General features: G+C 68.8%; 19 protein-coding genes. 4 read left to right on the top strand and 15 right to left on the bottom strand.

The window, feature by feature from the left end:
* Positions 1–2 precede the first annotated feature (2 nt).
* From ACU6RU_RS08245 to ACU6RU_RS08255, 3 genes are read right to left on the bottom strand one after another with little or no spacing between them, the layout of a single operon-like run.
* The gene (locus ACU6RU_RS08245) at positions 3–1481 is read right to left on the bottom strand and encodes a sensor histidine kinase (RefSeq protein ID WP_289331204.1); all 1479 of its coding nucleotides are present in this window, start codon (positions 1479–1481) and stop codon (positions 3–5) included.
* A complete protein-coding gene (locus ACU6RU_RS08250) occupies positions 1478–2215 on the bottom strand; it encodes a response regulator transcription factor (RefSeq protein WP_120263016.1) in 738 nt (245 codons plus the stop codon). The genes ACU6RU_RS08245 and ACU6RU_RS08250 overlap by 4 nt, the downstream gene beginning before the upstream one ends.
* A gap of 55 nt (positions 2216–2270) precedes the next feature.
* Entirely contained in the window at positions 2271–2681 is a 411-nt protein-coding gene (locus tag ACU6RU_RS08255) for a ribonuclease inhibitor (protein WP_289331203.1), read from the bottom strand.
* 135 nt (positions 2682–2816) lie between these two features.
* Between ACU6RU_RS08255 and ACU6RU_RS08260 the strand changes: the two genes are divergently transcribed.
* Both ACU6RU_RS08260 and ACU6RU_RS08265 read left to right on the top strand, forming a co-directional pair.
* Positions 2817–6062 carry a glycoside hydrolase family 9 protein gene (locus tag ACU6RU_RS08260; protein WP_446726278.1) on the top strand — a complete coding sequence of 1082 codons (3246 nt, stop codon included), beginning with the start codon at positions 2817–2819 and terminating at the stop codon, positions 6060–6062.
* A 91-nt stretch (positions 6063–6153) separates the two neighbouring features.
* A complete protein-coding gene (locus ACU6RU_RS08265) occupies positions 6154–7230 on the top strand; it encodes a LacI family DNA-binding transcriptional regulator (RefSeq protein WP_120263018.1) in 1077 nt (358 codons plus the stop codon).
* A gap of 4 nt (positions 7231–7234) precedes the next feature.
* On the opposite strand, the gene ACU6RU_RS08270 is transcribed toward ACU6RU_RS08265, so the two are convergent.
* The 9 genes from ACU6RU_RS08270 to ACU6RU_RS08310 are packed head-to-tail and all read right to left on the bottom strand — an operon-like array spanning position 7235 to position 17292.
* Entirely contained in the window at positions 7235–7981 is a 747-nt protein-coding gene (locus ACU6RU_RS08270; protein WP_446726279.1) for a MerR family transcriptional regulator, read from the bottom strand.
* A complete protein-coding gene (locus ACU6RU_RS08275) occupies positions 7968–9215 on the bottom strand; it encodes an MFS transporter (RefSeq protein WP_120263020.1) in 1248 nt (415 codons plus the stop codon). The genes ACU6RU_RS08270 and ACU6RU_RS08275 overlap by 14 nt, the downstream gene beginning before the upstream one ends.
* Before the next feature lie 57 nt (positions 9216–9272).
* The gene (locus ACU6RU_RS08280; RefSeq protein WP_446726280.1) at positions 9273–9842 is read right to left on the bottom strand and encodes a hypothetical protein; all 570 of its coding nucleotides are present in this window, start codon (positions 9840–9842) and stop codon (positions 9273–9275) included.
* Between the two features lie 57 nt (positions 9843–9899).
* Positions 9900–10916: a hypothetical protein gene (locus tag ACU6RU_RS08285; RefSeq protein ID WP_446726281.1), complete on the bottom strand. Its 1017-nt coding sequence runs from the start codon at positions 10914–10916 to the stop codon at positions 9900–9902.
* Between the two features lie 39 nt (positions 10917–10955).
* On the bottom strand, positions 10956–12608 hold the full coding sequence (locus ACU6RU_RS08290; RefSeq protein WP_446726282.1) for a glycoside hydrolase family 53 protein: 1653 nt from the start codon (positions 12606–12608) through the stop codon (positions 10956–10958).
* Positions 12605–13777: a glycoside hydrolase family 53 protein gene (locus ACU6RU_RS08295; protein WP_120263024.1), complete on the bottom strand. Its 1173-nt coding sequence runs from the start codon at positions 13775–13777 to the stop codon at positions 12605–12607. Before ACU6RU_RS08295 ends, ACU6RU_RS08290 begins: the two co-directional genes overlap by 4 nt.
* Positions 13774–14607: a sugar ABC transporter permease gene (locus ACU6RU_RS08300; protein ID WP_120263025.1), complete on the bottom strand. Its 834-nt coding sequence runs from the start codon at positions 14605–14607 to the stop codon at positions 13774–13776. The genes ACU6RU_RS08295 and ACU6RU_RS08300 overlap by 4 nt, the downstream gene beginning before the upstream one ends.
* A complete protein-coding gene (locus ACU6RU_RS08305; RefSeq protein ID WP_120263026.1) occupies positions 14600–15976 on the bottom strand; it encodes a carbohydrate ABC transporter permease in 1377 nt (458 codons plus the stop codon). The genes ACU6RU_RS08300 and ACU6RU_RS08305 overlap by 8 nt, the downstream gene beginning before the upstream one ends.
* Positions 15973–17292, bottom strand: coding sequence for an extracellular solute-binding protein (locus ACU6RU_RS08310; protein WP_183045284.1), 1320 nt, complete (start codon positions 17290–17292; stop codon positions 15973–15975). The genes ACU6RU_RS08305 and ACU6RU_RS08310 overlap by 4 nt, the downstream gene beginning before the upstream one ends.
* A gap of 164 nt (positions 17293–17456) precedes the next feature.
* On the opposite strand from ACU6RU_RS08310, the gene ACU6RU_RS08315 reads away from it, so the two are divergent.
* Together ACU6RU_RS08315 and ACU6RU_RS08320 are read left to right on the top strand one after the other, a co-directional pair.
* Positions 17457–17942, top strand: coding sequence for an NUDIX hydrolase (locus ACU6RU_RS08315; RefSeq protein WP_183045285.1), 486 nt, complete (start codon positions 17457–17459; stop codon positions 17940–17942).
* Between the two features lie 64 nt (positions 17943–18006).
* Positions 18007–19041 (top strand): serine hydrolase domain-containing protein, encoded by a 1035-nt coding sequence (locus tag ACU6RU_RS08320; protein ID WP_446726283.1) that lies wholly within the window; start codon positions 18007–18009, stop codon positions 19039–19041.
* 18 nt (positions 19042–19059) lie between these two features.
* Here the strand turns inward: ACU6RU_RS08320 and ACU6RU_RS08325 are convergent, their stop codons facing one another.
* The 3 genes from ACU6RU_RS08325 to ACU6RU_RS08335 are packed head-to-tail and all read right to left on the bottom strand — an operon-like array spanning position 19060 to position 21454.
* A complete protein-coding gene (locus ACU6RU_RS08325) occupies positions 19060–19806 on the bottom strand; it encodes an ABC transporter permease (protein WP_446726284.1) in 747 nt (248 codons plus the stop codon).
* A 2-nt stretch (positions 19807–19808) separates the two neighbouring features.
* Entirely contained in the window at positions 19809–20558 is a 750-nt protein-coding gene (locus ACU6RU_RS08330) for an ABC transporter permease (protein ID WP_446726285.1), read from the bottom strand.
* Positions 20555–21454, bottom strand: coding sequence for an ABC transporter ATP-binding protein (locus ACU6RU_RS08335; RefSeq protein WP_120263031.1), 900 nt, complete (start codon positions 21452–21454; stop codon positions 20555–20557). Before ACU6RU_RS08335 ends, ACU6RU_RS08330 begins: the two co-directional genes overlap by 4 nt.
* Positions 21455–21545: the final 91 nt, after the last annotated feature.

Here is a 21545-nt window from a genome sequence, read left to right on the forward strand (position 1 = left end):
AGTCAGTCGCCCACGACGATGGGGATGCGGATGACGAACCGGGTGCCCGCACTCGAGCTGACGACCGACACCTCGTATCCCGACGCGATTGCAAGGGCCTGCACGATCGCGAGCCCGAGGCCCACCGTGGAGCGTTCCCGCGTCTGCGACCGGCTGCCGGCTTGGGTGAATCGGTCGAAGATCGTCGGCAACGCGTCGGGGTCGATGCCCGGACCGTCATCGTTGACGCTGAGCTCGACGGCGGTCTCGGTCTTCCCCACCGCGACCGTCACACTCGTGCCGTCGGGGGTGTGGTGTCCGGCGTTGGCGACGAGGTTCAACAGCATCTGCCGGATCGCGCCTTCATCCCCGACCACGGTGACGTCCTCGTCAGGCAGGGCGATGCGCCAGACATGTCCCGGATAGGCGAACCTCGCATCGGACGCGGTCTCCACCACGATCATCGACAGTTGGACGTCATCATGGGCCACCACGGGGTCGGCATCCAACCGCGCCAGCAACAGCAGGTCGTCGACGAGCGCGCTCATCCTGGCCGCTTCCGAGCCGATGCGCTGCAGCGCACCCTGGGCCTCGCGAGGGTCGGCATCGGCGCCGGGCTGGGCGTAGAAGTCGGCGTAACCGCGGATGGAGGCGAGGGGGTTCCGCAGCTCGTGGCTCGCCTCGGCGATGAAGCGACGCATCGATTCCTCCGCGCGGTGGCGTGCGTTGAGCGAGAGTTCGACATGGTCGAGCAGGCGGTTGAGCGCGTCCGCCACACGGTCGGTCTCCGACCCGAGATGCCGCACATCGCGGGGAACACGGCGTTGCGGCGCGATCTCTCCGGATGAGAGCGGCGTGGCCGCCACTTCATCAGCGATCTCGGCGACCCGCTCGAGCGGGTCGAGCTGTTGTCGGGTCCAGCGCCAGCCGAACACCGCGGCGAACGCTGCGATCGCTATCCCGACGACCGCGAGCCAGAGCGCATAGGTCCGGACGACGGTGTCCGCGTCGGTCAGACCGACGCCACTGACGATCGTCAGCTCTCCCCCGTCCTCGGCGACCACGTCGGACGCAGTGACGAGGTACATCCCGTCGTCGGCGACATCGGCCTGGGCGGTATAGCCGCTCTCTCCCATCGCGGCGCGCGCGTGAGAGAGCTCGACGCCGGTCATCGGGCGGTAGTCGTAGTCGCGGGTGAAGAACGCCGAGACGACGACCTCGTCGTCCTGCACGACGAAGAAGAACCCGTCGGACGGGACCGCGAGCGATACGTCGTCGAAGGTCGGAACGCTCCCCGTCGCATCCACCGCCGTGAGGGTCTGACTGATGGCGGTGTCGTTGGACAGGTACAGAGTCGACTCGGCCTGGGTGACGAGGTTCTGCCGGAGGATCGCGACGGAGACGATGCCGAACACGGTCACCGCTGCCAGGAGGAGACCCGAGATCATCGCGACCGAACGGCCGCGCAGGGTGCGCAGGCCTCCCGACCGCGCGGAGGTCACGACGAGGCCGGAGCGGTCGGAGCAGCCCGCAGGATGTAGCCGACGCGGCGCAGCGTGTGGATCATCGGCTCACGTCCGTGATCGATCTTCTTGCGCAGATACGAAATGTAGATCTCCACGATGTTCGACTCCCGTCCGAAGTCATACTCCCAGACACGGTCGAGGATCTGCTCCTTGCTGAGGACCCGATCGGCGTTGAGCATCAGGAAGCGCAGCAGCGAGAACTCCGTCGCCGTCAGCCGGATCGGCTCGCCCGCCCGTGTGACCTCGTGGTTGTCCTCGTTCAATCGCAGGTCGCCGACCTCGAGCATCGGCGTCGGCGCGCCCTGCAAGAGCATGGGGCTGCGTCGCAGCAGTCCGCGCAGACGGACCACCACCTCTTCGACGCTGAACGGCTTGGCCACGTAGTCGTCGCCGCCGGCGGCGATGCCCGTGATGCGGTTGGCGACGGTGCCGTTGGCGGTCAGGAAGAGGACCATGGTCTCGCTCAGCTCGCTGCGCAGCGTTCGCAGAACCTCGACGCCGTCGATGTCGGGCAGCACGACGTCGAGCACCATGAGATGCGGCCGCATCCGTCGCGCCGTCTCGATCGCGCTCGCCCCGGTCGCCGCGACCTCGACGATCCAGCCCTGCCGCGAGAGCACCGCCCCGAGCAAGTGGCGCAGGTTCGGCTCGTCATCGACGACGAGCACGCGAATCGCGGGATCGGACAGCGGGGACGACGTGAGCGACATGACTTCATGCTCCCGCGCGAGGATATGCGCCCGTTAAGAAAACCAGCGACGAACCTCAGGCGAGGACGAGCTCGAGCTCGGGGTGACCGGCGAAAACCTGCAGGACCAGCTCGAAGTACGTCATCCCGCCACCCCGCTCGAGGTCGTCCAGCGCGGCCCGCGCCGGACCGACGGCATAGATGTCCGGGCGCTCGAGCTTGGCGGCGAGGTGGACGCGCGTGAGCGGGATGCCCAGCGCGTCTCGTGAGACCGCCGAGTCAGCCCAGACGACGCGCGCGATCGACGTGTGCGCGAGGACGCCGAACCCGCCGTAGAGGAGGTCGTCGAGCGCGTCGAGACTCTCGCCGAGACGCCACTCCTCGTCGGCCATGAAGACGCGGTTCAGCTCGGCGTAGAGCGACGGGATGTCGCGCACCCGCCCGCCCTCGATCCGCAGGTCGACGGGAGCGGACGGCGCGCTGTTCACATGCCGAGGCTAGCCGCCACGACGACGACGAGCCCACGAAGCACGGCCGAACAGGCCGATCGCGGCCGGAGGCGTTCTGCTAGCGTTCGTGGGAGCGCTCCCTGGGAGCGCTCTCAGACGAGCGAAGGAGCTTGAATGGATGCGATGAAGCTGCGTCGGACGAGACGCGCGACAGCCGTGATCACGACGGGGATGCTCGTGGGAGCCGCGATGACCGCCCTTCCGGCGGTCGCCACCGCGGCCCCGGCGGAGCTCGTGCGGAACGGAGACTTCTCGACCGGCCATGAACCCTGGTGGTCGGCCGGTGTCGACAGCTTCGACACCGCGACCGGCGCCTTCTGCGCCGGGGTGCCGGACAGCGAGAACCCCTGGGACGTACTCGTCGGTCAGAGCGACCTTGCCCTGGCCGACGGCGTCACCTATACGTTGACGGCAAGGGTCCGCGCCGATGCGCCCGCCACGGTCGTCACGCAGGTCGCGCCCACGGTCCCGGATGCCGTCTACACGACGTATCTCTCACAGAGCACACCCCTGACCGTCGAATGGCAGCAAGTCAGCGAGGAGTTCACGGCGCGCGACCTGGGAAACGGCACCGTATCGGAACTGCAGTTCCGCCTCGGCGCGAACACCGCCACCCGGTTCTGCGTCGACGACGTGAGCCTGGTCGCCCAGGACGGGTCGACTCCCCCGGTCATCCCGGTCGGCGACGACGAGCTGCTCCCCAACCCCACGCTCGACCAGAGCACGGCCCCGTGGTGGACCAGCGGACCGGTGTCACTGTCGAACCCCGCGCAGCGGATGTGCGCGACGGTGACGGAGCAGACGCCCGACCTGTGGGACGTGCTCCTCGGCCACAACGACATCTTTCTGCCCGGCGACACCGGATTTCGCCTGAGCTTCACCGCATCCGCCTCGACGGGCGCGACCATCTCAGCCAAGGTCGGCACGTACACGGGCGCGTCGCCGACCGACTGGATTGAGCAGTCCTTCGCTCTCGGGCTCGAACCGCAGCAGTACGAGGTCGCTTTCGCGACGACACCGGCTACGGAGTACCACCTCGGCCAGGTGCAGTTCCGCCTCGGTGCGGTACCGGCCGGAACCGACATCTGCTTCGACGAGATCTCACTCCGGGGCACCGCCTACTCGTACACGGCCGACCCCGGCCCCGCCGTCAAGGTCAATCAGGTCGGGTATCTGCTGCACGGCCCCAAGCGCGCGACCGTCGTGTCGGGTGCCACGGCACCGCTGCCGTGGGCCCTCGAGGCACCCGACGGATCCGTCCTCGCCGAGGGCGAGACCGAGCCGGCAGGCTTCGACGCAAGTGCGGGAACCGCCGTGCACACGGTCGACTTCGGCTCCTACTCCCAGGAGGCGGCGGACGTGAGGCTCCGGGTCGGCGCCGACACCAGCCATCCGTTCACGATCTCCGCCGAGGTCTTCCAATCGCTGCGCACCGATTCGATGCGCTTCTTCTACACGAACCGATCCGGCATCGAGATCGACGGCGACATCGCGGGCGCGGAATACGCTCGCCCCGCCGGCCATGTCGACACGTCACCGAACCAGGGCGACGGGAACGTGGGGTGCCTCGAACCGCAGACGTGGTCCGGCGGATGGACCTGCACCGATCGACACGACGTCCGCGGCGGCTGGTACGACGCAGGCGACCACGGCAAGTACGTCGTGAACGGCGGAATCGCCGTGGCCCAGGTGATGTCCGCCTACGAGCGAGCCGTTGCCGCGGGCACGGCGGACGCGCTGGGCGATTCGACCCTCGCCGTGCCCGAGCGCGGCAACGGCGTGCCCGACATCCTCGACGAAGCGCGATGGCAGATGGAGTTCCTGTTGCGGATGCAGGTACCCGCCGGCGACCCGCTGGCCGGGATGGCCTGGCACAAGGTGCACGACCGCGCGTGGACCGGGTTGCCCCTCATGCCGCACGACGACTCGCAAGAGAGGCTGCTGCACCGACCGTCGACGGCGGCGACGTTGAACGTGGCTGCCACCGCCGCGCAGGCAGCACGCCTGTTCGCGCCGTTCGACGAAGAGTTCGCGGCGCGGCTGCTCGCCGCCGCGGAACGGGCCTACGACGCCGCGCTCGCCCACCCCGATCTGCTCGCCCCGGAAGAAGACGGCACGGGTGGAGGAACGTACGCCGACGACGTGGTGACCGACGAGTTCTACTGGGCGGCAGCGGAGCTGTACATCACGACCGGCAGCGACCGTTACCGCGACGAGCTCGAGGCAAATCCGCTGCATCAGTCGGATGTGTTCGGGCCGGGCGGCTTCTACTGGGGAGACGTGGCGGCGCTCGGCCGCATGCAGCTCGCCCGGTTCGCGACAGACCTCCCCGACATCGACCGCATCCGCGGGTCGGTGATCGATGCCGCCGAGCGTCTGATCGCCGATCAGCGCGCACAGCCGTTCGGTCAGCCGTACGCGCCGGATGAGGGGCTGTACGACTGGGGATCGAACTCGTCGGTGCTGAACAACCAGGTCGTCCTCGGGACGGCGTTCGATCTCACCCAGCGCCCGCGGTACGCCGATGCCGTCGTCGAAGGGTTCGATTACCTGCTGGGCCGCAACGTGCTCGGGCAGTCGTACATCACCGGGTACGGCACGAACGACGCGCGCAATCAGCACAGCCGGTGGTACGCGAACGCCCTCGACCCCGCCCTGCCCCATCCTCCCGTCGGCACGGTCGCGGGCGGGCCCAACTCGTCGATCCAGGACCCCGTCGCGGGAGCCTGGCTGCAGGGGTGCGCACCGCAGGCCTGTTACGTCGACAACATCGGGGCGTGGTCGGTCAACGAGATCACCGTGAACTGGAACTCGGCCCTCGCCTGGGTCTCGTCCTTCGTCGCCGACCTGGGTGACGGCTTCGTCGCCGTCACTCCGCACGCGGTGGACGACCTCGCGTCCGGACCTGCGGATGCCGCTGTTGCGGTGAGCCCGCTCGCCAACGACGTCCCCGGCGATGCCGACGTCCCTCTCGTCCCGTCCTCGCTCACCCTCCTCGATGCGTCCGGCGCGCCGACCACGTCGGTCGTCGCCGACGGTCAGGGTCGCTACGAGCTGGATGCGGACGTCGTCTCGTTCGTTGCGGACGCCGGGTTCGAGGGCACGGCGGTTCCGGTGAGCTATCGCGTGGCGGACGCACGGGGAACCGAGGTGACCGCCACCATCACGGTGACGGTGACGGCCGGCCCCGGTGAGCAAGTCGCCGAATCCGGCGCGGCGGACACGACGCCCGCCGGTGCGGCGCGGGGCGTCCTCGCGCGCTCGGGTGGTGACCCGCTGCCGCTGTGGATGCTCGGCGGAGTGGCCGCGGCCCTCATGTCGGCGGGCGTCGCATTGCTCCGTCGGCGACGATTCGGCTGAGTCAGCGCGGCCCGCTCGGGACATGCTCCCGAGCGGGCCGCGTCGTCCGTGTTAGCTTTCGAGAACCGCGACCGACAGCCGGAACGAGGACATGACCGACACTCCCCCGACCCGACGGGCACCCCGGGTGACACTGCGGGAGGTCGCGGAGCGTGCCGGAGTCTCGCGCTCGGCCGTCTCGTTCGTGATGAACGGCCGCACCGATCAGCGACTGTCCGACGACGTATTCGAGCGGGTCCGTCGCGCTGCGGACGAGCTCGGCTACCGCCCCAACATCACCGCCCAGACGCTGCGCACCGGCCGTTCGGGCACCGTGGCCCTCGTGTCGGACTTCGTCAGCAGCACCTCGTTCGCCAACTCGATGGTCCGTGGCGCGATGCAGGAGCTCCGCGAGCACGACACCCTCCTGTTCACCGTCGACACTCAGGGCGACGCTGATCTCGAGGAGCAGTTGCTGCAGAGCCTTCTCGGCCGCGACATCGACGGTGTCATCTACGCGTCGATGTTCACACGCACCATCGCTCTGCCGCGGTCGCTCGAGGGCGTCCCGACGGTATTGCTGAACTGCGTGACCGCAGACGCTTCGATCGACGCGGTCGTGCCCGACGAGATCGCAGCGGGCCGTGATGCCGCCCGGATGCTGCTCGATCACGGACACCGTGACGGCATCTGGTTCGTCGGCGCCCTGCCCGCGGGTTCCACAGGCGGAGCCGCCTGGCCGGAATGGGACCCCATCGCGCTGGCCGAGCGGCGGGCGGGGATCGATTCGGTGCTGGCCGCCGCGGGCACGTCCCTCGCCGGGGTCGCCACGATCGACGACGACTGGGACGTCGCGAACGGGCGACGGGCCGTCGCGAGACTGCTGGCGGAATCGCGGAGCGCTCCGACCGCGCTCGTCTGCGCGAACGACGCACTCGCCGTCGGCGCCTATCAGGCGCTGCATCACGCGGGACTGCGGGTTCCCACGGATGTGTCGGTGATCGGGTTCGACGGCAGCCCCTATGCTCGCGCGGTCGATCCCGAGCTCACCTCGATCGCGCTGCCCCACATCGAACTCGGACGTCGGGCGGCAGCGATGCTCGCCGTTCTCGGTGACGCGCCCCGTCTCGAACGCGTGCCGATGCCGATCCGTACCGGCGGGTCGGTGGCTGCCCCGCCCTCCCGGTAGCGCCTCAGCTCCCGCCCAGCCGGTTCTCGACCCGATCGAGCACCGCGCGCTGCCGCGGGTTCAGGGATTCGTCCGCGTACTCGCTGACCACGTGCGCGGCGCCGGAGAGCCGGTTTCCGATGCCCGGATCGTCGATCTCGTCGAAGAGGTCGAGACAGACGTCGACGAGCTCGTCGACGATCGCGTCGACGACAGCGGCATCCGTCGCGTCGTCGATCGCACCGAAGCGGTTCATGAGATCGGCGGCCGCTCGCGCGCGCCCCGGGCCCGCGAGGCGTTCGTAGAACCGCACGAGCTGCGGCAGCCCCTCCTCCCCCGCGAGGTGCGCGAGGAGCACGGCCTGGTCACGGTCGAACCGCGCCATCTCGGGCGAGAGGCCTGCTGCAACGAATGCGCTCACGACGGGAGCGAGCTCGGGCGGGACATCCGGGCTCGCGCCGGCGTCACGCATTCGCGCGATCAGCTCACGTTGGCGAGTCAGCCGATCGATCTGCGCCGAGAGCTCGGAGTCGAGGTCGTCGAGGATTCGGGTCGAGTTCTCACCGCGGTCGAGCACGGCCCCCATACGTTCGAGCGGCATGCCCAGCGACGCGAGTCGCCGGATCCGCAGCACCCGCACGAAGTCGACGGCGTCGTAATCTCGATATCCGTTGGCGCTGCGAGCGGGCTCGGGCAGGACCCCGATCTGATGCCAGTGCCGGAGCGATCGCACCGTCACACCCGCGAGCCGGGCGAGTTCACTGCTCTGCACCGACGACCACCTCCGCTCGCTCGGCGTCCGGCCGCCGCTCCAGATTACGCAGATGCGGCGTCGCGAGTCCCCACACCAGGGCGACGAGCCAGGGCGAGATGATGATCAGGGCGGCGATCTCGACGCCGAGATGCTCGGTCAACAGCGCTGCAGCGACGAAGCCCGCGGCCGGTGCCGCGGTGGTGAGGGCGTTCTGGGTGCCCATGATCCGTCCGCGCATGTCGTCGGGAATCCGCTCGATCATCAGCACCCCGATGAGGCTGCCGAAAGCACCTCCGCACAGACCGATGACGACGGCCCCCACCAGGATCGCCTCGATCGATGCGAGCGCCCCGACCACGACGAATCCGATCGCGTTGCCGACGAGACCGACGACGAGCCAGACGCGACGGTCTCCATGACGACCGAGGACGGCGAAGACGGATCCGCCGAGCAGCATTCCGATCGCCAGAGCGCTCAGCACGAAGCCGAGCATCTCGGGGCGCCCGACGAGGGTGACGTAGACGGGCAGGATGAGTCCCTGCAGCGGTGCGAGGACCAGCACGGAGATGAGGCCGAGACCCGTGGTCACCAGCAGGAACGGTGTTCGCAGCAGCATCCGCCAGCCGTCTCGCAGCATCCGCCAGCCGCTCGCCTGCACCGCCTCGTCGGCAGGCGGGCTGATGGTCCCGATGCGGCCCGGGATGAGCAGCGTCAGGAGGGCCGCAGCTCCGGATGCCGCCGCGGTGAGCCAGAGCACGGTAGAACCTGCGAACAGCGCCATCAGTGTTCCCGCCGCAGCAGGACCGACGATCAGGGCCAGCGCGCCGAGGGCCTCCCGGATTCCGACGAGCCGCTCCGAAGAGACCCCCGAGTACCTCACCACAGCGGGCAGCAGGGCTTCGCGAGCGGTCAGCCCCGGAACGTCACCGAGCGAACCGATCACACCGAAAAGGATGAACCAGCCGATGTCGAGCCCCGTGACCAGATCGACGATCGGGAGCGCGGCGAGTGAAGCCGCCGAGACCAGGTCTGTGACCACGGACGACGTGCGCCGGTTGATCCGATCGATCACGACCCCCATGAACAGGCCCGCGGCGACGGCGGGCACGGCAGTCGAAGCCGCGAGGATGCCGGCGCCCAGGACACTGCCCGTCGCCTGGAGCACGATGAGCGGGAGTGCGACGGCGGCCACGGAGTTGCCGAGCAGCGACAGGAAGTACGAGGCCAGGTAGGCCACCGGAGCGATTCTCATGCAGCCAGTCAGCACCCTGACGTAGCGGCGGGGTCAAGCACGCCCTCGCTCGACTCCTCAGCGGAAGCCACCCGACACGAAGAGATCGGGGCGCTCGGTGTTCACGTGGGCCACGAGCTGCCCGTAGCCCGTCATGGCCGAGGTCGCTGTGAAGACCGTCTGCCGGCCCTGCTTCGCGAGAAGTCCGCTGTACCGGTGAGCCGCGTGCGGGCGCAGCCGGGTGATGTCCGCAACCGCGACCCGAACCGGGGGCAAGAAGCCTCGCGAGACGAAGATCGCGTCCCGCGAGACCTCGAGCCGCATCCTGCTCATCCCGTGCGCGAGCCACACCAGCGCCGCACCGATGAGCAGGGCCCCCAGCCCCACGATCCGCCTTGCGGGCGAGTCCTCCGGACGCGTGATCGGTGCCACGAGATTCATGACGCCGACGAGCAGCGCCACGACTCCGCAGATGCGCACCAGGACCCTCCGCCAGCGCTGCGTCGATACGGCGAAGAGCACCGAGTCGCGTTCGTTCCGCCACTCCGCGACGACGTCGGACGATCGGGCGAACACGGCGCTGGCGACCGCGATCGACAGCATGATGACGGCGACGGCGATGCCGACCACGGCGAAAACGGCGTCCATGGGCGGCGGGCCTTTCGTCAGGAGCGGACGACCCTCGACGCTATCGCACGTCGGACATCAGGTCGGGGTGCCACCGCCAGCGAACTCGAGGGCGAGGTCGCCGTTTCGCGAGCGGCGAGAAGCACGCGGAACGAGACCGGCCGACGCGAGCCGGTGGACGAGGTCCGCGGGAGGCAGCGGGAACGTCGGGGCCGTGTCCCGGCGCCGCCGTGCCAGGCCGACCAGCAGGACGAGGCCTGGCCCGTAGGACGGACGGATGACGATACGGGTCGGGCTGCTCCTCGGCGCGAACTGCAGCGACCCGATAGCGCTGGCCGGCGCCTCGACGAGGACGTCGCCGTCGGACGAGCGCACCACGCGGACGGTCGCCGAGCCACGGGCCGCCTCGAGGGTGACCACGACATCCGCCGTCCGCCGATGGGCGATCGCGCGCACCACGAGATAGCCGGGCGCCCCGACGACCCAGCCGAGGACCAGGAGCAGAAGGAGGGGCCCCATCCGCTGGACGACGTCGTCGAACACGATCACGACCGCCGTGATGAGGCCTCCGCCGAGCACGGCGATCGTCGCGGTGATCGCGACGAACACCGGCGAGCGCAGGGAAACCGCGGCGAGACGCAGGTGCCAGGCGTCGCCGACGCGCTCCCATTCGGGCACGACGAGCGTCGCCGCGCGGCGGCGCGACGCACTGGCGACGGCCGCGGAGGTCCGACCGATGAGCGTGAGCCAGATCCAGCCCGCCCCCGGGACCGCGGCGAACCCGATCGCTGCGGCTATGGCAGGCGGGAGCACATGCCGCCATCCGCCATCGGCGGTCAGCGCGAACAGCAGCAGCGCCGCGCCGACCGATGCAGCCAGATGGAGGGCGAGCGACAGCGTGCCGGGCAGAGTGAGGAGGCGTCGGATCAGTGCGTGGGCCGCTGACCATCCGCCGAGCATGCAGAGGAGGAACCCCCAGAAGTCATGTTCGGTGCCGAGCAGCGGAACGGCGACGACGAGGCAGACCGCACTCCACAGAAGCGGATGCCGCAGAACCCGCCACGCGACCGCGCGAGCACCTTGCTTCGTCGTCACCGCCTGCCCCTCCCGAACGGAGGATGAGCCTAGCGAACGTCATCCGACTCGCTGGACGCGGACGTCGTCGATGTTGAGCCAGGAACCGCCGGCGGCCTCCGTGTAGAAGCCGATCTCGAGCGTTCCGTTCGTGACGGGCACATCGAGGGACACCCGCGTCCAGTCATTCGCACTGATGGGAATGGCCGACCGCCGCTCGGGCACGCCGGAGTTCTTCGCATACAGGTAGGCGGAGGTCTGTCCGCCGCTGTTGAGGCTCCATGCCGAGATTCGGTAGAGCCCCGACGGCATCCCTACGAGCGTCTGATAGACCGATGCGGTGTAGGCAGTCGCTTTCCAGAACGTGAGCTTGAGCGCGCCCACGACCGCGGGATCCTGCGTGAACACCGCGTCGGCGTGCGCACCTCCCGGCGACCACACGCCCCATCCGGTCGGGCTGTTCGTGTAACCGTCCTGCTCGAAGCCGCCGTTGACCACGAGATTCGGCGGCGGGACCTCACCGAACACGCCGAGAGTCGACAGGGCTCGCCCGTTCCCGTCGAACAGCGTCTGGTTGTCCCACGGGTTGGAGAGGACACCCGGGTCATCGTTGTCGAGCTTGCCCGCCTCCGTTCCCCAGTTCGCGCCCGGCACCGGCAGCCAGGCCGGCTCCCACCAGATCAGTCCACGCCCCCGCCCGCCCGGCACGGCGCGGACGATGTCTCGCAGGTCTCGGAGGAAGGCGGTTTGGCCCGCGACGGTCGCCGGATATCCCCCGGCCGCTTCCTCGGCCGTGTAGAACGAGTTGCCGAGGCCGTCGGCGTCGCCGAGGGTCCATCCGTACGCGGTCTCGACGATGAGAACGTCCTTGCCGTAGCGCGCGCTGATGTCGTTGAGGTTGGCCGCGAGCTGGCCCATGGTCCCGTGCCAGAACGGGTAGTACGACAGCCCGATGATGTCGTACGGCACACCCTGCGCCGTGACCGCGTCGAACCACCAGCGATAGAGGGCGTTGTCGCCGCCGTGGTCGAGGTGCAGCACGATCTCGATGTCTTCCCCGCCGCGGAGCGCCGCCTCGACTCCCGCGATCCCCGCTTTCAACAACCCGGCGAGCTGGGTGAAATCGGAGACGCCGTTGCCCACGCGCCCGTGGTCCCAGAGGATGCCGCCCGGGATCTCATTGCCCATCTGCACCATGTCGGGCCGGACCCCGGCCGCACGCATCGCGTCGATGACGTCCTCGGTGTATGCGCGAACGGTCGATACCAGTTGCGGGTAGGTGAGACCCCGCCACGCTTTCGGCACCGTCTGCGTTCCGGGGTCGGCCCACCAGTCGCTGAGGTGGAAGTCGAGGAGGATGTCCATCCCCGCCGCTTTCGCTCGTTGCGCGGTCGCGATCGCGGTGGCCAGGTCGTTCGTGCCGCCACCGTAGGGTTCGCCGGCGACGGTGTACGGATCGACCCAGAGGCGCAGCCGAGCGAGATTCATGCCGGCGTCGCCCATGATCTCGATCGGGTCGCCCGTGACGCCGCCGCGCGAGTAGCTTCCGCCGAGAGCCTCGACTTCGTGGATCATCCCGAGGTCGCCGCCCATCACGAAGTCATCGGCATCGGCGGCCGCCGTCGCCGTCGTCGCGGGCAGGGTCGCGGCGACGAGAACGACGGCGGTCGCCGCGACGAGCCCGGACGCCCGCCGCCATGATCGGTACGTCATGACTCTTCCTCCCTCATCGGATCGGGCCGACCGGCGGTCGCCCCGAGCGCGCGCAACGAGTCGAGAGCGCATCCACGCTCGTCGAAAAGCGTCTGATTCGCCCAGCCGTTGCCCGGCTCGGCCACGTCGTTCCCATAGGCCATCCCCTCCGCCGACGCCCAGGACGTCCCGGGCACGGGCAGCCACGCGGGCTCCCAGTACACGATCCCCAGGCCGCGGCCCCCGGGGACAGCGCGAACGACACCCGCGAGGTCATCGAGGAACCGCGCCTGACCCGCGACCGAGGCCGGATAGACCGCCGCCGGCGAGTGCGCGTCAAACATCGAAGTCCCCGCTGGATTGTCCGGACGATGCGCATATGCGGTCTCGACGACGATGACATCCTTCGCATAGCGTTCGACGAGCTGGTGGAGGTTGACGCTGAGGTCGCTCAGCGATCCGTGCCACAGCGGGTAGTACGACAGCCCGACGGCGTCGAAGTCGACGCCCCTCGTCGTGATCTCGTCGAACCACCGACGGTAGAGGTCGGCCGCGCCCCCGGCGTCGAGATGCAGCACGATGCGCGATCGGGAGTCCGTAGCCCGCACGGCGGTCGACCCCGCCTGCAGGAGCCGGGCGAGACGGTTGTACTGCTCACGAGCCTCGTCCGCCGGCACCGGTTCGAAGGCGCGCAGCTCGAGGTCGTACCGCGGTGTCCGGCCGAACGGCCACAGCATCCCGTTCGTCGTCTCGTTGCCGACCTGCACCCACTCGGGGCTGCCGGCGTTCGCGCGCACGGCGGCGACGACGTCGGCGGTGTGCGCGCCGACCGCCTCGCAGATGCCGTCGAGATCACGTCCCTCCCACGAACGGGGCAACGATTGCTTCTTCGGGTCGGCCCAGAAGTCGCTGTAGTGGAGATCGATCATCAAGCCGAGCCCCGCGTCACGCGCGCGCTCGGCCAGTCGCAACGTCGTGGCGAGATCGTTCGTGCCGCCCTGGTACGGGCGTCCCTGCGCATCGGTCGGATCCACCCACACACGCAGGCGTGCGAGGTTCACTCCGTGGTCGGCGAGGATCCGGAACAGATCCCTCGCGCCCGCGGCATCCGAGAACCAACCGCCGAGCGCCTCGACCTCTGCGGTCATCGACACGTCGGCACCCCGGATCTGCAGTGATGTCGTCGTCATTCCTTCTCTCCTCCTTGAGCGAGCCCAGCGACCAGGTATCGCTGGAGCACCATGTAGAGCACGGTGATGGGTACCGCGACGAGGATCGCCCCCGCCGCGAATGTCGTGAAGTCGTTCCGCGTCTGGTCGGAGATCAGCTGGAACAGCCCGATGGCGACCGTGTAGTTCCGCGGGCTGCTGATCAGCAGACGCGGCAGGATGAAGTCCATCCACGGCACCGCGAACTGGGTGACGGCGACGAACGTCAGCATCGGCGTCATCAGCGGCAGCAGGATGCGCGTGAAGATCTGCAGGTGCGATGCCCCATCGAGCACGGCCGCCTCATCGAGGCTGGTCGAGATGCCGTCGAGGTAGCCCTTGAGCAGCCAGATGTTGTAGGGCACCGCCGCGGCGACGCTCGCGATCACAAGCCCGGCGAGGCTGTCGAGCAGCCCGAAGTTCAGATACAGGATGTAGATCGCGATGGCCGTCATGAACGTCGGGAAGATCTGGATGACGAGCATCACCAGAAGTCCTAGGCGCCGTCCAGCGAAGCGCAGCCGGGCGAACACGTACGCGGCGATCGCCGAGAGCAGCACGCTGAGCACCATGTTCGACACCGCCACGATGAACGAGTTGACGTACCAGGTGGCGAACGGGGTATCGGTGAACAGACGCACGTAGTTGGCGAGCGTCGGGTCGGTGGGGATCGCCGACGCTTGCGCGAGCGAGCGACCGGACCCCAGCGACGAGCCGACGATCCACGCCAGCGGGTAGAGCACGATGACCGCGACGACGACGAGCTCGACGTGGATCACGACGGTCGCGATTCGGTTACGGGTTCTATGCATCGGTGAACGCCTTCGAACGACGCAGGCTCCAGACGGAGAAGCTCCCCACGATGACGAAGATCAGGATCGACATGACCGAGGCGATGTCGTAGAGACCGTTGTCGAGCGTGAGCTTGTAGAGCCAGGTGATGAGGATGTCGGTGCTGCCGGCGTACCGGTAGTCGGGGTTGGCGGGTCCGCCCTGGGTGAGGAAGTAGATGACTCCGAAGTTGTTGAAGTTCGCCACGAACGACAGGACGATCAGCGGCCCGGTGGCACGCAGCACGATGGGAAGCGTCAGGTACCGCACCTGCTGCACCGCGGATGCGCCGTCGATGCGCGCGGCCTCGTAGTAGCTCGGTGAGATGTTCGTCAGCGCGCCGCTGATGAGGGCCATGAAGTAGGGGAACCCCAGCCAGAGGTTCACCACGAGTGCGACGATCCGCGCGAGCCAGGGGTTCGCGGGGTCGGTCAGCCACATCACTCTGTCTGACGTGATGCCGAGGTCGACGAGGGTTTGGCTGATCGGCCCGAACTGACCGTTGAACATCGAGCGGAACACGAGGGCGGAGATCATGGCCGGCACCGCCCAGGGCAGAAAGAAGATGCTCCGCCACAGACGCGGCAGCCGCACACGCCGGCTCGACACGAGCACGGCCTGCAGGAACCCGAGCGCATAGGTCGTCGCGGTCGCCAGCGCCGCCCACAACACCGTCCATCCGAGAACGCCGAAGAACGTCGCACCCCACGACCCGGCACCGAGCAATTGACGGAAGTTCGCGATCCCGACCCATTCGACCAGCTTCATCGGCGGCAGGTTGTCGCTGCTGTAGTCGGTGAACGCGATGAGGATGCCGAAGACGACCGGCAGCGCGGTGACGAAGAGCAGCAGGATGAGGGTGGGGGTGAGAACGAGGTAAGGGAAGGCCGTCTGCCGAGTGGCGCGCGCCCACTCCCCTGCGGTCAGGCGTTCTCCGGTCGTGATGAGCCGCAGCCGAGTCCGTGCGGCATCGCGGACAGCCCAGACGGTGATCGCCGCGATCAGCGAGAGGACGAGCACTGCGATGATGCCGTTGATCATCAGGACGATCGAATGGTCGCCTGCGGACAGGCCCGCCACCGTCATGGCGCGCGGTCGCGTGCCGAGGGTCACGAGACCCCAGAGGCCGCGGACGAAGAAGCCCCCGTGTGTGCGAGCCGTGTACCCCGACAGGTTCGCGTAGTGCCCGGTGAGCAGCTCCGTCGCGACGGCCGCGGCGCTGACGACCAGAACCGCCACTCCTTTGCCCCACTCGCGGTTGAGCAGTTGCCCTAGACCGGGAACCAGTGCGGAGGCGAGCCCCAGCGACCACGGGGCCGCCGGGCTCGTCCCGCGTCGGCGCGGACTCACTCCCCCAGCCCGGTCAGGTCGGCATAGCCGGTCACGGCCTGCTGCTGCGCGGCTGCCGGGTCGAGGACGCCGTCCCACACACTGGCCACGAGGCTGTTGCCGACCGTCCAGAGCGCGTCTCCGACGTCGGCCACCAGGTCGGACCGCTCGGCCTGCGCGAGCACCCCGTTCGCATAGGGGTCATCGGCGAGACCGGGAATGGCCTGCGCATTGACTCTGGTCAGAGCGGGGATGCCACCCGTCGTCCGGTACAGCGCGGCGGCTGCCTCGTCGGATGCGAGGAACGCTGCGAATACCCGCGCTGCACCGGGATGCTGGGAGTAACCCGAGACGACTCCGACGCCCAGACCCGCGAGCGTCGCGGCGTCACCGCCGCCCTCGACGGAGGGAAGGGTCGTCACGCCGAACTCGAAGCCGTTCTCCGCCGCCCCCGCAGTGAAGTCGCCGATCGACCACGGCCCCGTGATCGCGTAGGGGGTCTGTCCCTTCGCGAACTCCATCTCGATGGAGTCCCACGTGGCATCCGCCGAGTTGACCGGCCAGAGATCACGCAGTGCGCCGTAGTACTCGAGTCCGGCAGTGAGCGCGGGCGCGTCGAGACCGGGGGCGCCCGCGTCGGCACCGAGATGCCAGCCGAGCGAGCTGAGCACCGGGTAGGCGTAGTAGAGCTGGCCGCTCAGCCAGCGGATCGTCCAGCGGTTCGCGCGGGGGTCGTTGTAGGCGGCGGCGAGCTCGCGAATCTGCTCCCAGGTCGTCGCGGGCGCGGGCGAACCGGTGAGGTGTTCCAGGAGGGTCTTGTTATAGAACAGGGCGATCGACTCCGTCGACACGGGCACGCCGTAGAGCTCGCCGTCGCGGCTGACGACGTCGGCGAAAGAGTCGCCGACTCGCGAGGCGATGTCGTCGGCGTACTCGCCCAACGGAGCCGCCACGCCCGAGTCGATCGCGCCGGACAAGTCGGTGAAGTTCGTGAAGTACACGTCCGCACCGGTTCCGGCTTCGCCATCGAGCTCCATCTTCGCGACGGCATCGACTTTAGACACCGTCGTCACGTCGATGCGGATGTCGGGGTGCAGGGTGGTGAAGGCCTCGACGAGCGCCTCGCCGTACTCGGGGTACTCGACCCAGACCTTCAGCGGTACGTCGCCTCTGGCGATCTCCGGCTCGATCTCATAGGCCCGCGCGGCGGCATTCCACGTCAGGCTGGTGTCGGCGTCGCGCGGTGCACTCGAGCACCCGGCGCTGACCGCGAGCGTCAGGACGACGGCTGCTCCCACCGTCGTACGAGCGATGGCTGCTGTGTATCGGATGGTCATGCAAACTCCTTCGTTGCCGTGACTGTGACCGGTCCCAGTCAACTGACGCGATGCACGCGAGTCCATGACCGTAATGGCAGGATCGACGTCACGCGATGACTCTCCGCTGGGGAGGAACCGGCGCGTGCTGGGACAGTGGGGGCGAGAGCAAGGGACCGAGAACGATGGAACAGCTGGTGTTGCCGAACGTCTATGTCATCGCGCGTGAACGCGAACGTCCGGAGCACGTTCTGCTGCAGCAGCGTTGGAAGCCGCACTCCGATCCCGCGAACAGCGGGCGGTGGGAGCTCCCCGGCGGAAAGTGGCGGGCCTTCGAGACGATCGCCGTGTGCGCTGCCCGCGAATTGCAGGAGGAGACGGGCCTCGTCGACGTCGACGTTCTGGGTGCCCGTAGCGATCACGAACTGCTCGGCGACAGAGTTCAGGTGAGCGCCGGCGTGCAGCTCGTTCAGATGGTCGAGGGGCCGTACCCCTCGGTCCTCGCCGTCGTCGATGCGATCGCGTCCGGGCGCCCGCGGACGACGGGCGACGGGTCGCGCGCTGCCCAATGGGTCGACGAGACGCGGCTGCGCAACATGCTCTTGAGCGAGCCCGAGACGTTCACGGCGCTGAGTCACGCCGCACTCCGGCACCGCTTCGCCTCGTCGTGACGGGGTGATCCACAGGTCCGAAGCGGGTCGCGCGGGGCGACGCGCACCTGGCACAGTGGGGAGCATGAGCGCGACGGAGAGCATCATCATCGATGGGGGGTCGCTTCAGGCCGCGATCGACGAGCAACCGTTCTCGGGAATCGTCGGCGTCGACGCCGGCGACGTCTCGGTATGGCGCAGGGCACACGGACTCGCCGACCGCGCGAGCGGGACGCCCGTCTCGGAGAGCACCCGCTTCGCGATCGCGTCAGGAAGCAAGGCCTTCACCGCGCTGGCGGTGATGCGCCTCGTCGAGGACGGCAGCCTCGCACTCGACACGGCTGTCCGAGAGGTGCTCGGTGACGACCTGCCCCTCATCGACGACACGGTCACCGTCGAACAGCTCCTCGGACACACGTCGGGAATCGGCGACTACATCGACGAGGACGACGATCTCGACGTATCGGAGTTCTACCTCGGAGTACCCGTGCACACGCTGACGACCGCGGAGGCGTTCCTGCCCCTGCTCGACGGCATCCCTCCGAAGGCCCGTCCCGGAGAGACGTTCTCGTACTGCAACAGCGGCTACGTCGTGCTCGCGATCATCATCGAACGGGTCACGGGCCGGGGATTCCACGAGGTCGTGCACGACCTCGTCCTCACCCCCGCCGGCCTCGCCGACACCGACTTCCCGCGCACCGACGAACTCGGCGGCGACCACGCTCGCGGCTACGTCTTCGACGACGGACTGCGCGTCAACACGCTGCATCTGCCTGTCCGCGCCGGCGGCGACGGCGGCGCGTCGACGACGATCGCCGACGTGCACCGGTTCTGGCGCGCGTTCTTCGACGGGCGCATCGTCTCGCCGGAATCCGTGGCTCTCATGACCGCACCCCGCTCCTCGGTCGACGACGAGGAGATGCGGTACGGTCTCGGATTCTGGCTGACCGAGACCGGCTCCGGTGTCGTCCTCGAGGGATGCGATGTCGGCTCGTCGTTCAGGTCGGTCCATCACCCGTCGACAGCGACCACCGCGACGGTGATGAGTAACACGGCCGACGGCGCCTGGCCCGTCGCGCGTGTCCTCGCCGACGCGATGGCCGAGCTCGACGAGCGGTAGACCGGGCGCGGCGCGCCGTCACCGCAGCTTGGCCGTGCGCAGCAGGGTCGCCGTGACCAGCAGCACGACGGCGCCGCCGCCGATCCCCGTGGCGAGCAACGGCAGCGTATCGCCGAGCGTCAGTCCGCCCGAGCCGGCGATGGCCGTCGATCCGAGGTTCAGCGCCCTGGTGTTGATCGCCTGGGGAATCACGTGACCGAGCGGCCGGAGGGTCGGCGACGTCACAGCGGCCACCCCCGCGACGCAGCCGAGCAGGCAGATCGCCGCGGGGGCGGCGAAAGAGCGCATCAGCATCGACAACAGCGACTGGAGTGCGATGAGCGGGATGGCGGCGACGATCGCGACGACTCCCACGACCGCGAACTGCCACGGGAAGCCGCCGTCGAGGCCGAGGACGAACGTGCCCGCTGCCGCGGTGCCCACGATCAGCACGACCTGCATCAGCGCGACCGGCACGAGGACGGCGGCGACCTTCGCGGTGGCCAGACCCACCGGCCGCACCGTGGAGGTGAGCAGCAGGTTCCAGTTCGACCCGCGGTGCTCCGCGCGCCAGACCGCGGCGGCGAGGAGACTGATCCCCATCGAGAAGAAGAGCAGCCCGTAGAAGAGCACCACCTGCGACGTGAACGATGCCCAGCCCGCGTCGAGCGCGTCGGCGTTGGCCGCCAGGTTGAGCGTGCCGGTGACGACGGCGAGGAGCGGCAGGACGATCGCGATGATCCACGTGCTGGAGCGGCGGAGTTTGCGCATCTCGGCTCGGAACATCGTCAGGCTCCGATCGGATCGAGGCGTCGGATGCCGACCGCGATGACGAGCGCCGCCAGGGCCACGAACCCGATGATCCACGGGTAGGGCGCCTGCACGTACCCCACCGAGTCCCCCTCCTGCCCCGCTTGCGAGATGACGGCGTAGTAGCCCCAGGGGATGGCGCGGCTGACCGCGGCGGGCAGCAGGAGAGAGAACACGGCGAGGAACGACCCGAGCACCCCCACCCCGACGCTGACGAGCTGGTTCTCCACTCGTGCGGCGAGCAGGATGTGAAGACCGCAGAAGACGACATCGAGCACGAAGAGCAGTCCGGTGTACGCGATCCAGGGAATCGGATCGATCGGCACACGGATGCCCGCGAGCACACCGACCGCGACGACCGCCGCGGTCTGTAGCGCGATCGCGGGGGCGAGCATGAACGCGAGGGTGAGGAGTTTCGCTGCGCAGAGCCGACCCGGAGTCCGGCCTGCCCCCGCTGCGAGCACCCATCCGTTGCCGGAGTGCTCGATGTCGGTCTGCCTGCTCGCGAGCACCGCTGCCAGCAGCGGCGACGTCATCGCCGCCATCATCGTGTACGAGAGCAGGAGCGCGGCCCACGGCGATGCCGCCGGGTCGTCGAAGGTCTCGCGGGCGGTGCCCGAAAAGAGCGACGCCGAGCTCAGCGCTGCGACCGCCAGCACGAGGCCGACGAGGACCGGAATGGTGCGCAGCCGCCGCATCTTGCGAATTTCGAGGACGACGTCGCTCACAGCAGACCTCCCCGGCCGGTGAGGTCCATGAAGACGTCCTCGAGGCTCTGCTGCACACGACGCACCTGGTGGATCCGGACGTCGGCAGCGACAAGCAGGGCGACCAGTGCGGCAGTCGCTTCGTTGTCGTGTCCGCTCAACCGGATGCCGCCACCCGTGATCGTCGCGTACGGCACGGCGCGCAGCGCCGCATCGATCGACGGTGTCTCGATGACGAGGTCGGGCAGCGAGTGGGCGAACAGGTCGGCGCGGGTGCCCTGGAAGATCAACCTGCCCGCCGAGAGGATGCCGAGCACAGACGCCATCTTGTCGATCTCGTCGAGCAGGTGACTCGAGACCATGACCGTGATGCCCTGGCCCGCGAGCTCGATGAGCAGATCGCGGATCTCTTCGATACCGGCCGGATCGAGGCCGTTGGTGGGCTCGTCGAGAACCAGGAGCGACGGGTCGCGCGCGAGCGCCATGGCGATGCCCAGGCGCTGCTTCATCCCGAGGGAGTAGTTGCGTACGAGCTTGTCCTTCTGCTCGCTCAGCCGGACGATCTCGAGAGCGGTCCGGATCTGCGCGTCGACGAGCCCGAGCATGTCTCGGACGATCAGCATGTTCTCCCAGCCCGTCAGATGACCGTAGCCGGGTGGCGCCTCGATCATCGAACCGATCGAGGGCAGCAGGTCGCCGCGCGTGCGGGGGGTGAGCGATTGCCCGAAGATCTCGATCTCGCCGGCTGTGGGCTGGCTGAGCCCGAGCAGCATCTTCATCGTGGTCGACTTCCCCGACCCGTTCGGGCCGAGGAACCCGTACACCACGCCCTGAGGAACGGAGAGATCGACCGCGTCGACCGCGGTGTGCTCGCGGAACTTCTTCGTGAGGCCGTGGGTGGCGATGACGGTGCTCACTGCGGGCACCACCGGATGCGCGTCATGCCGCCATCCTCGTTCGCAGCACCCGCCACGCGGATCGGTCGCGAGATGCATCATCCCCCACGCG

The sequence above is a fragment of the Microbacterium sp. F1-18 genome (assembly GCF_052921305.1).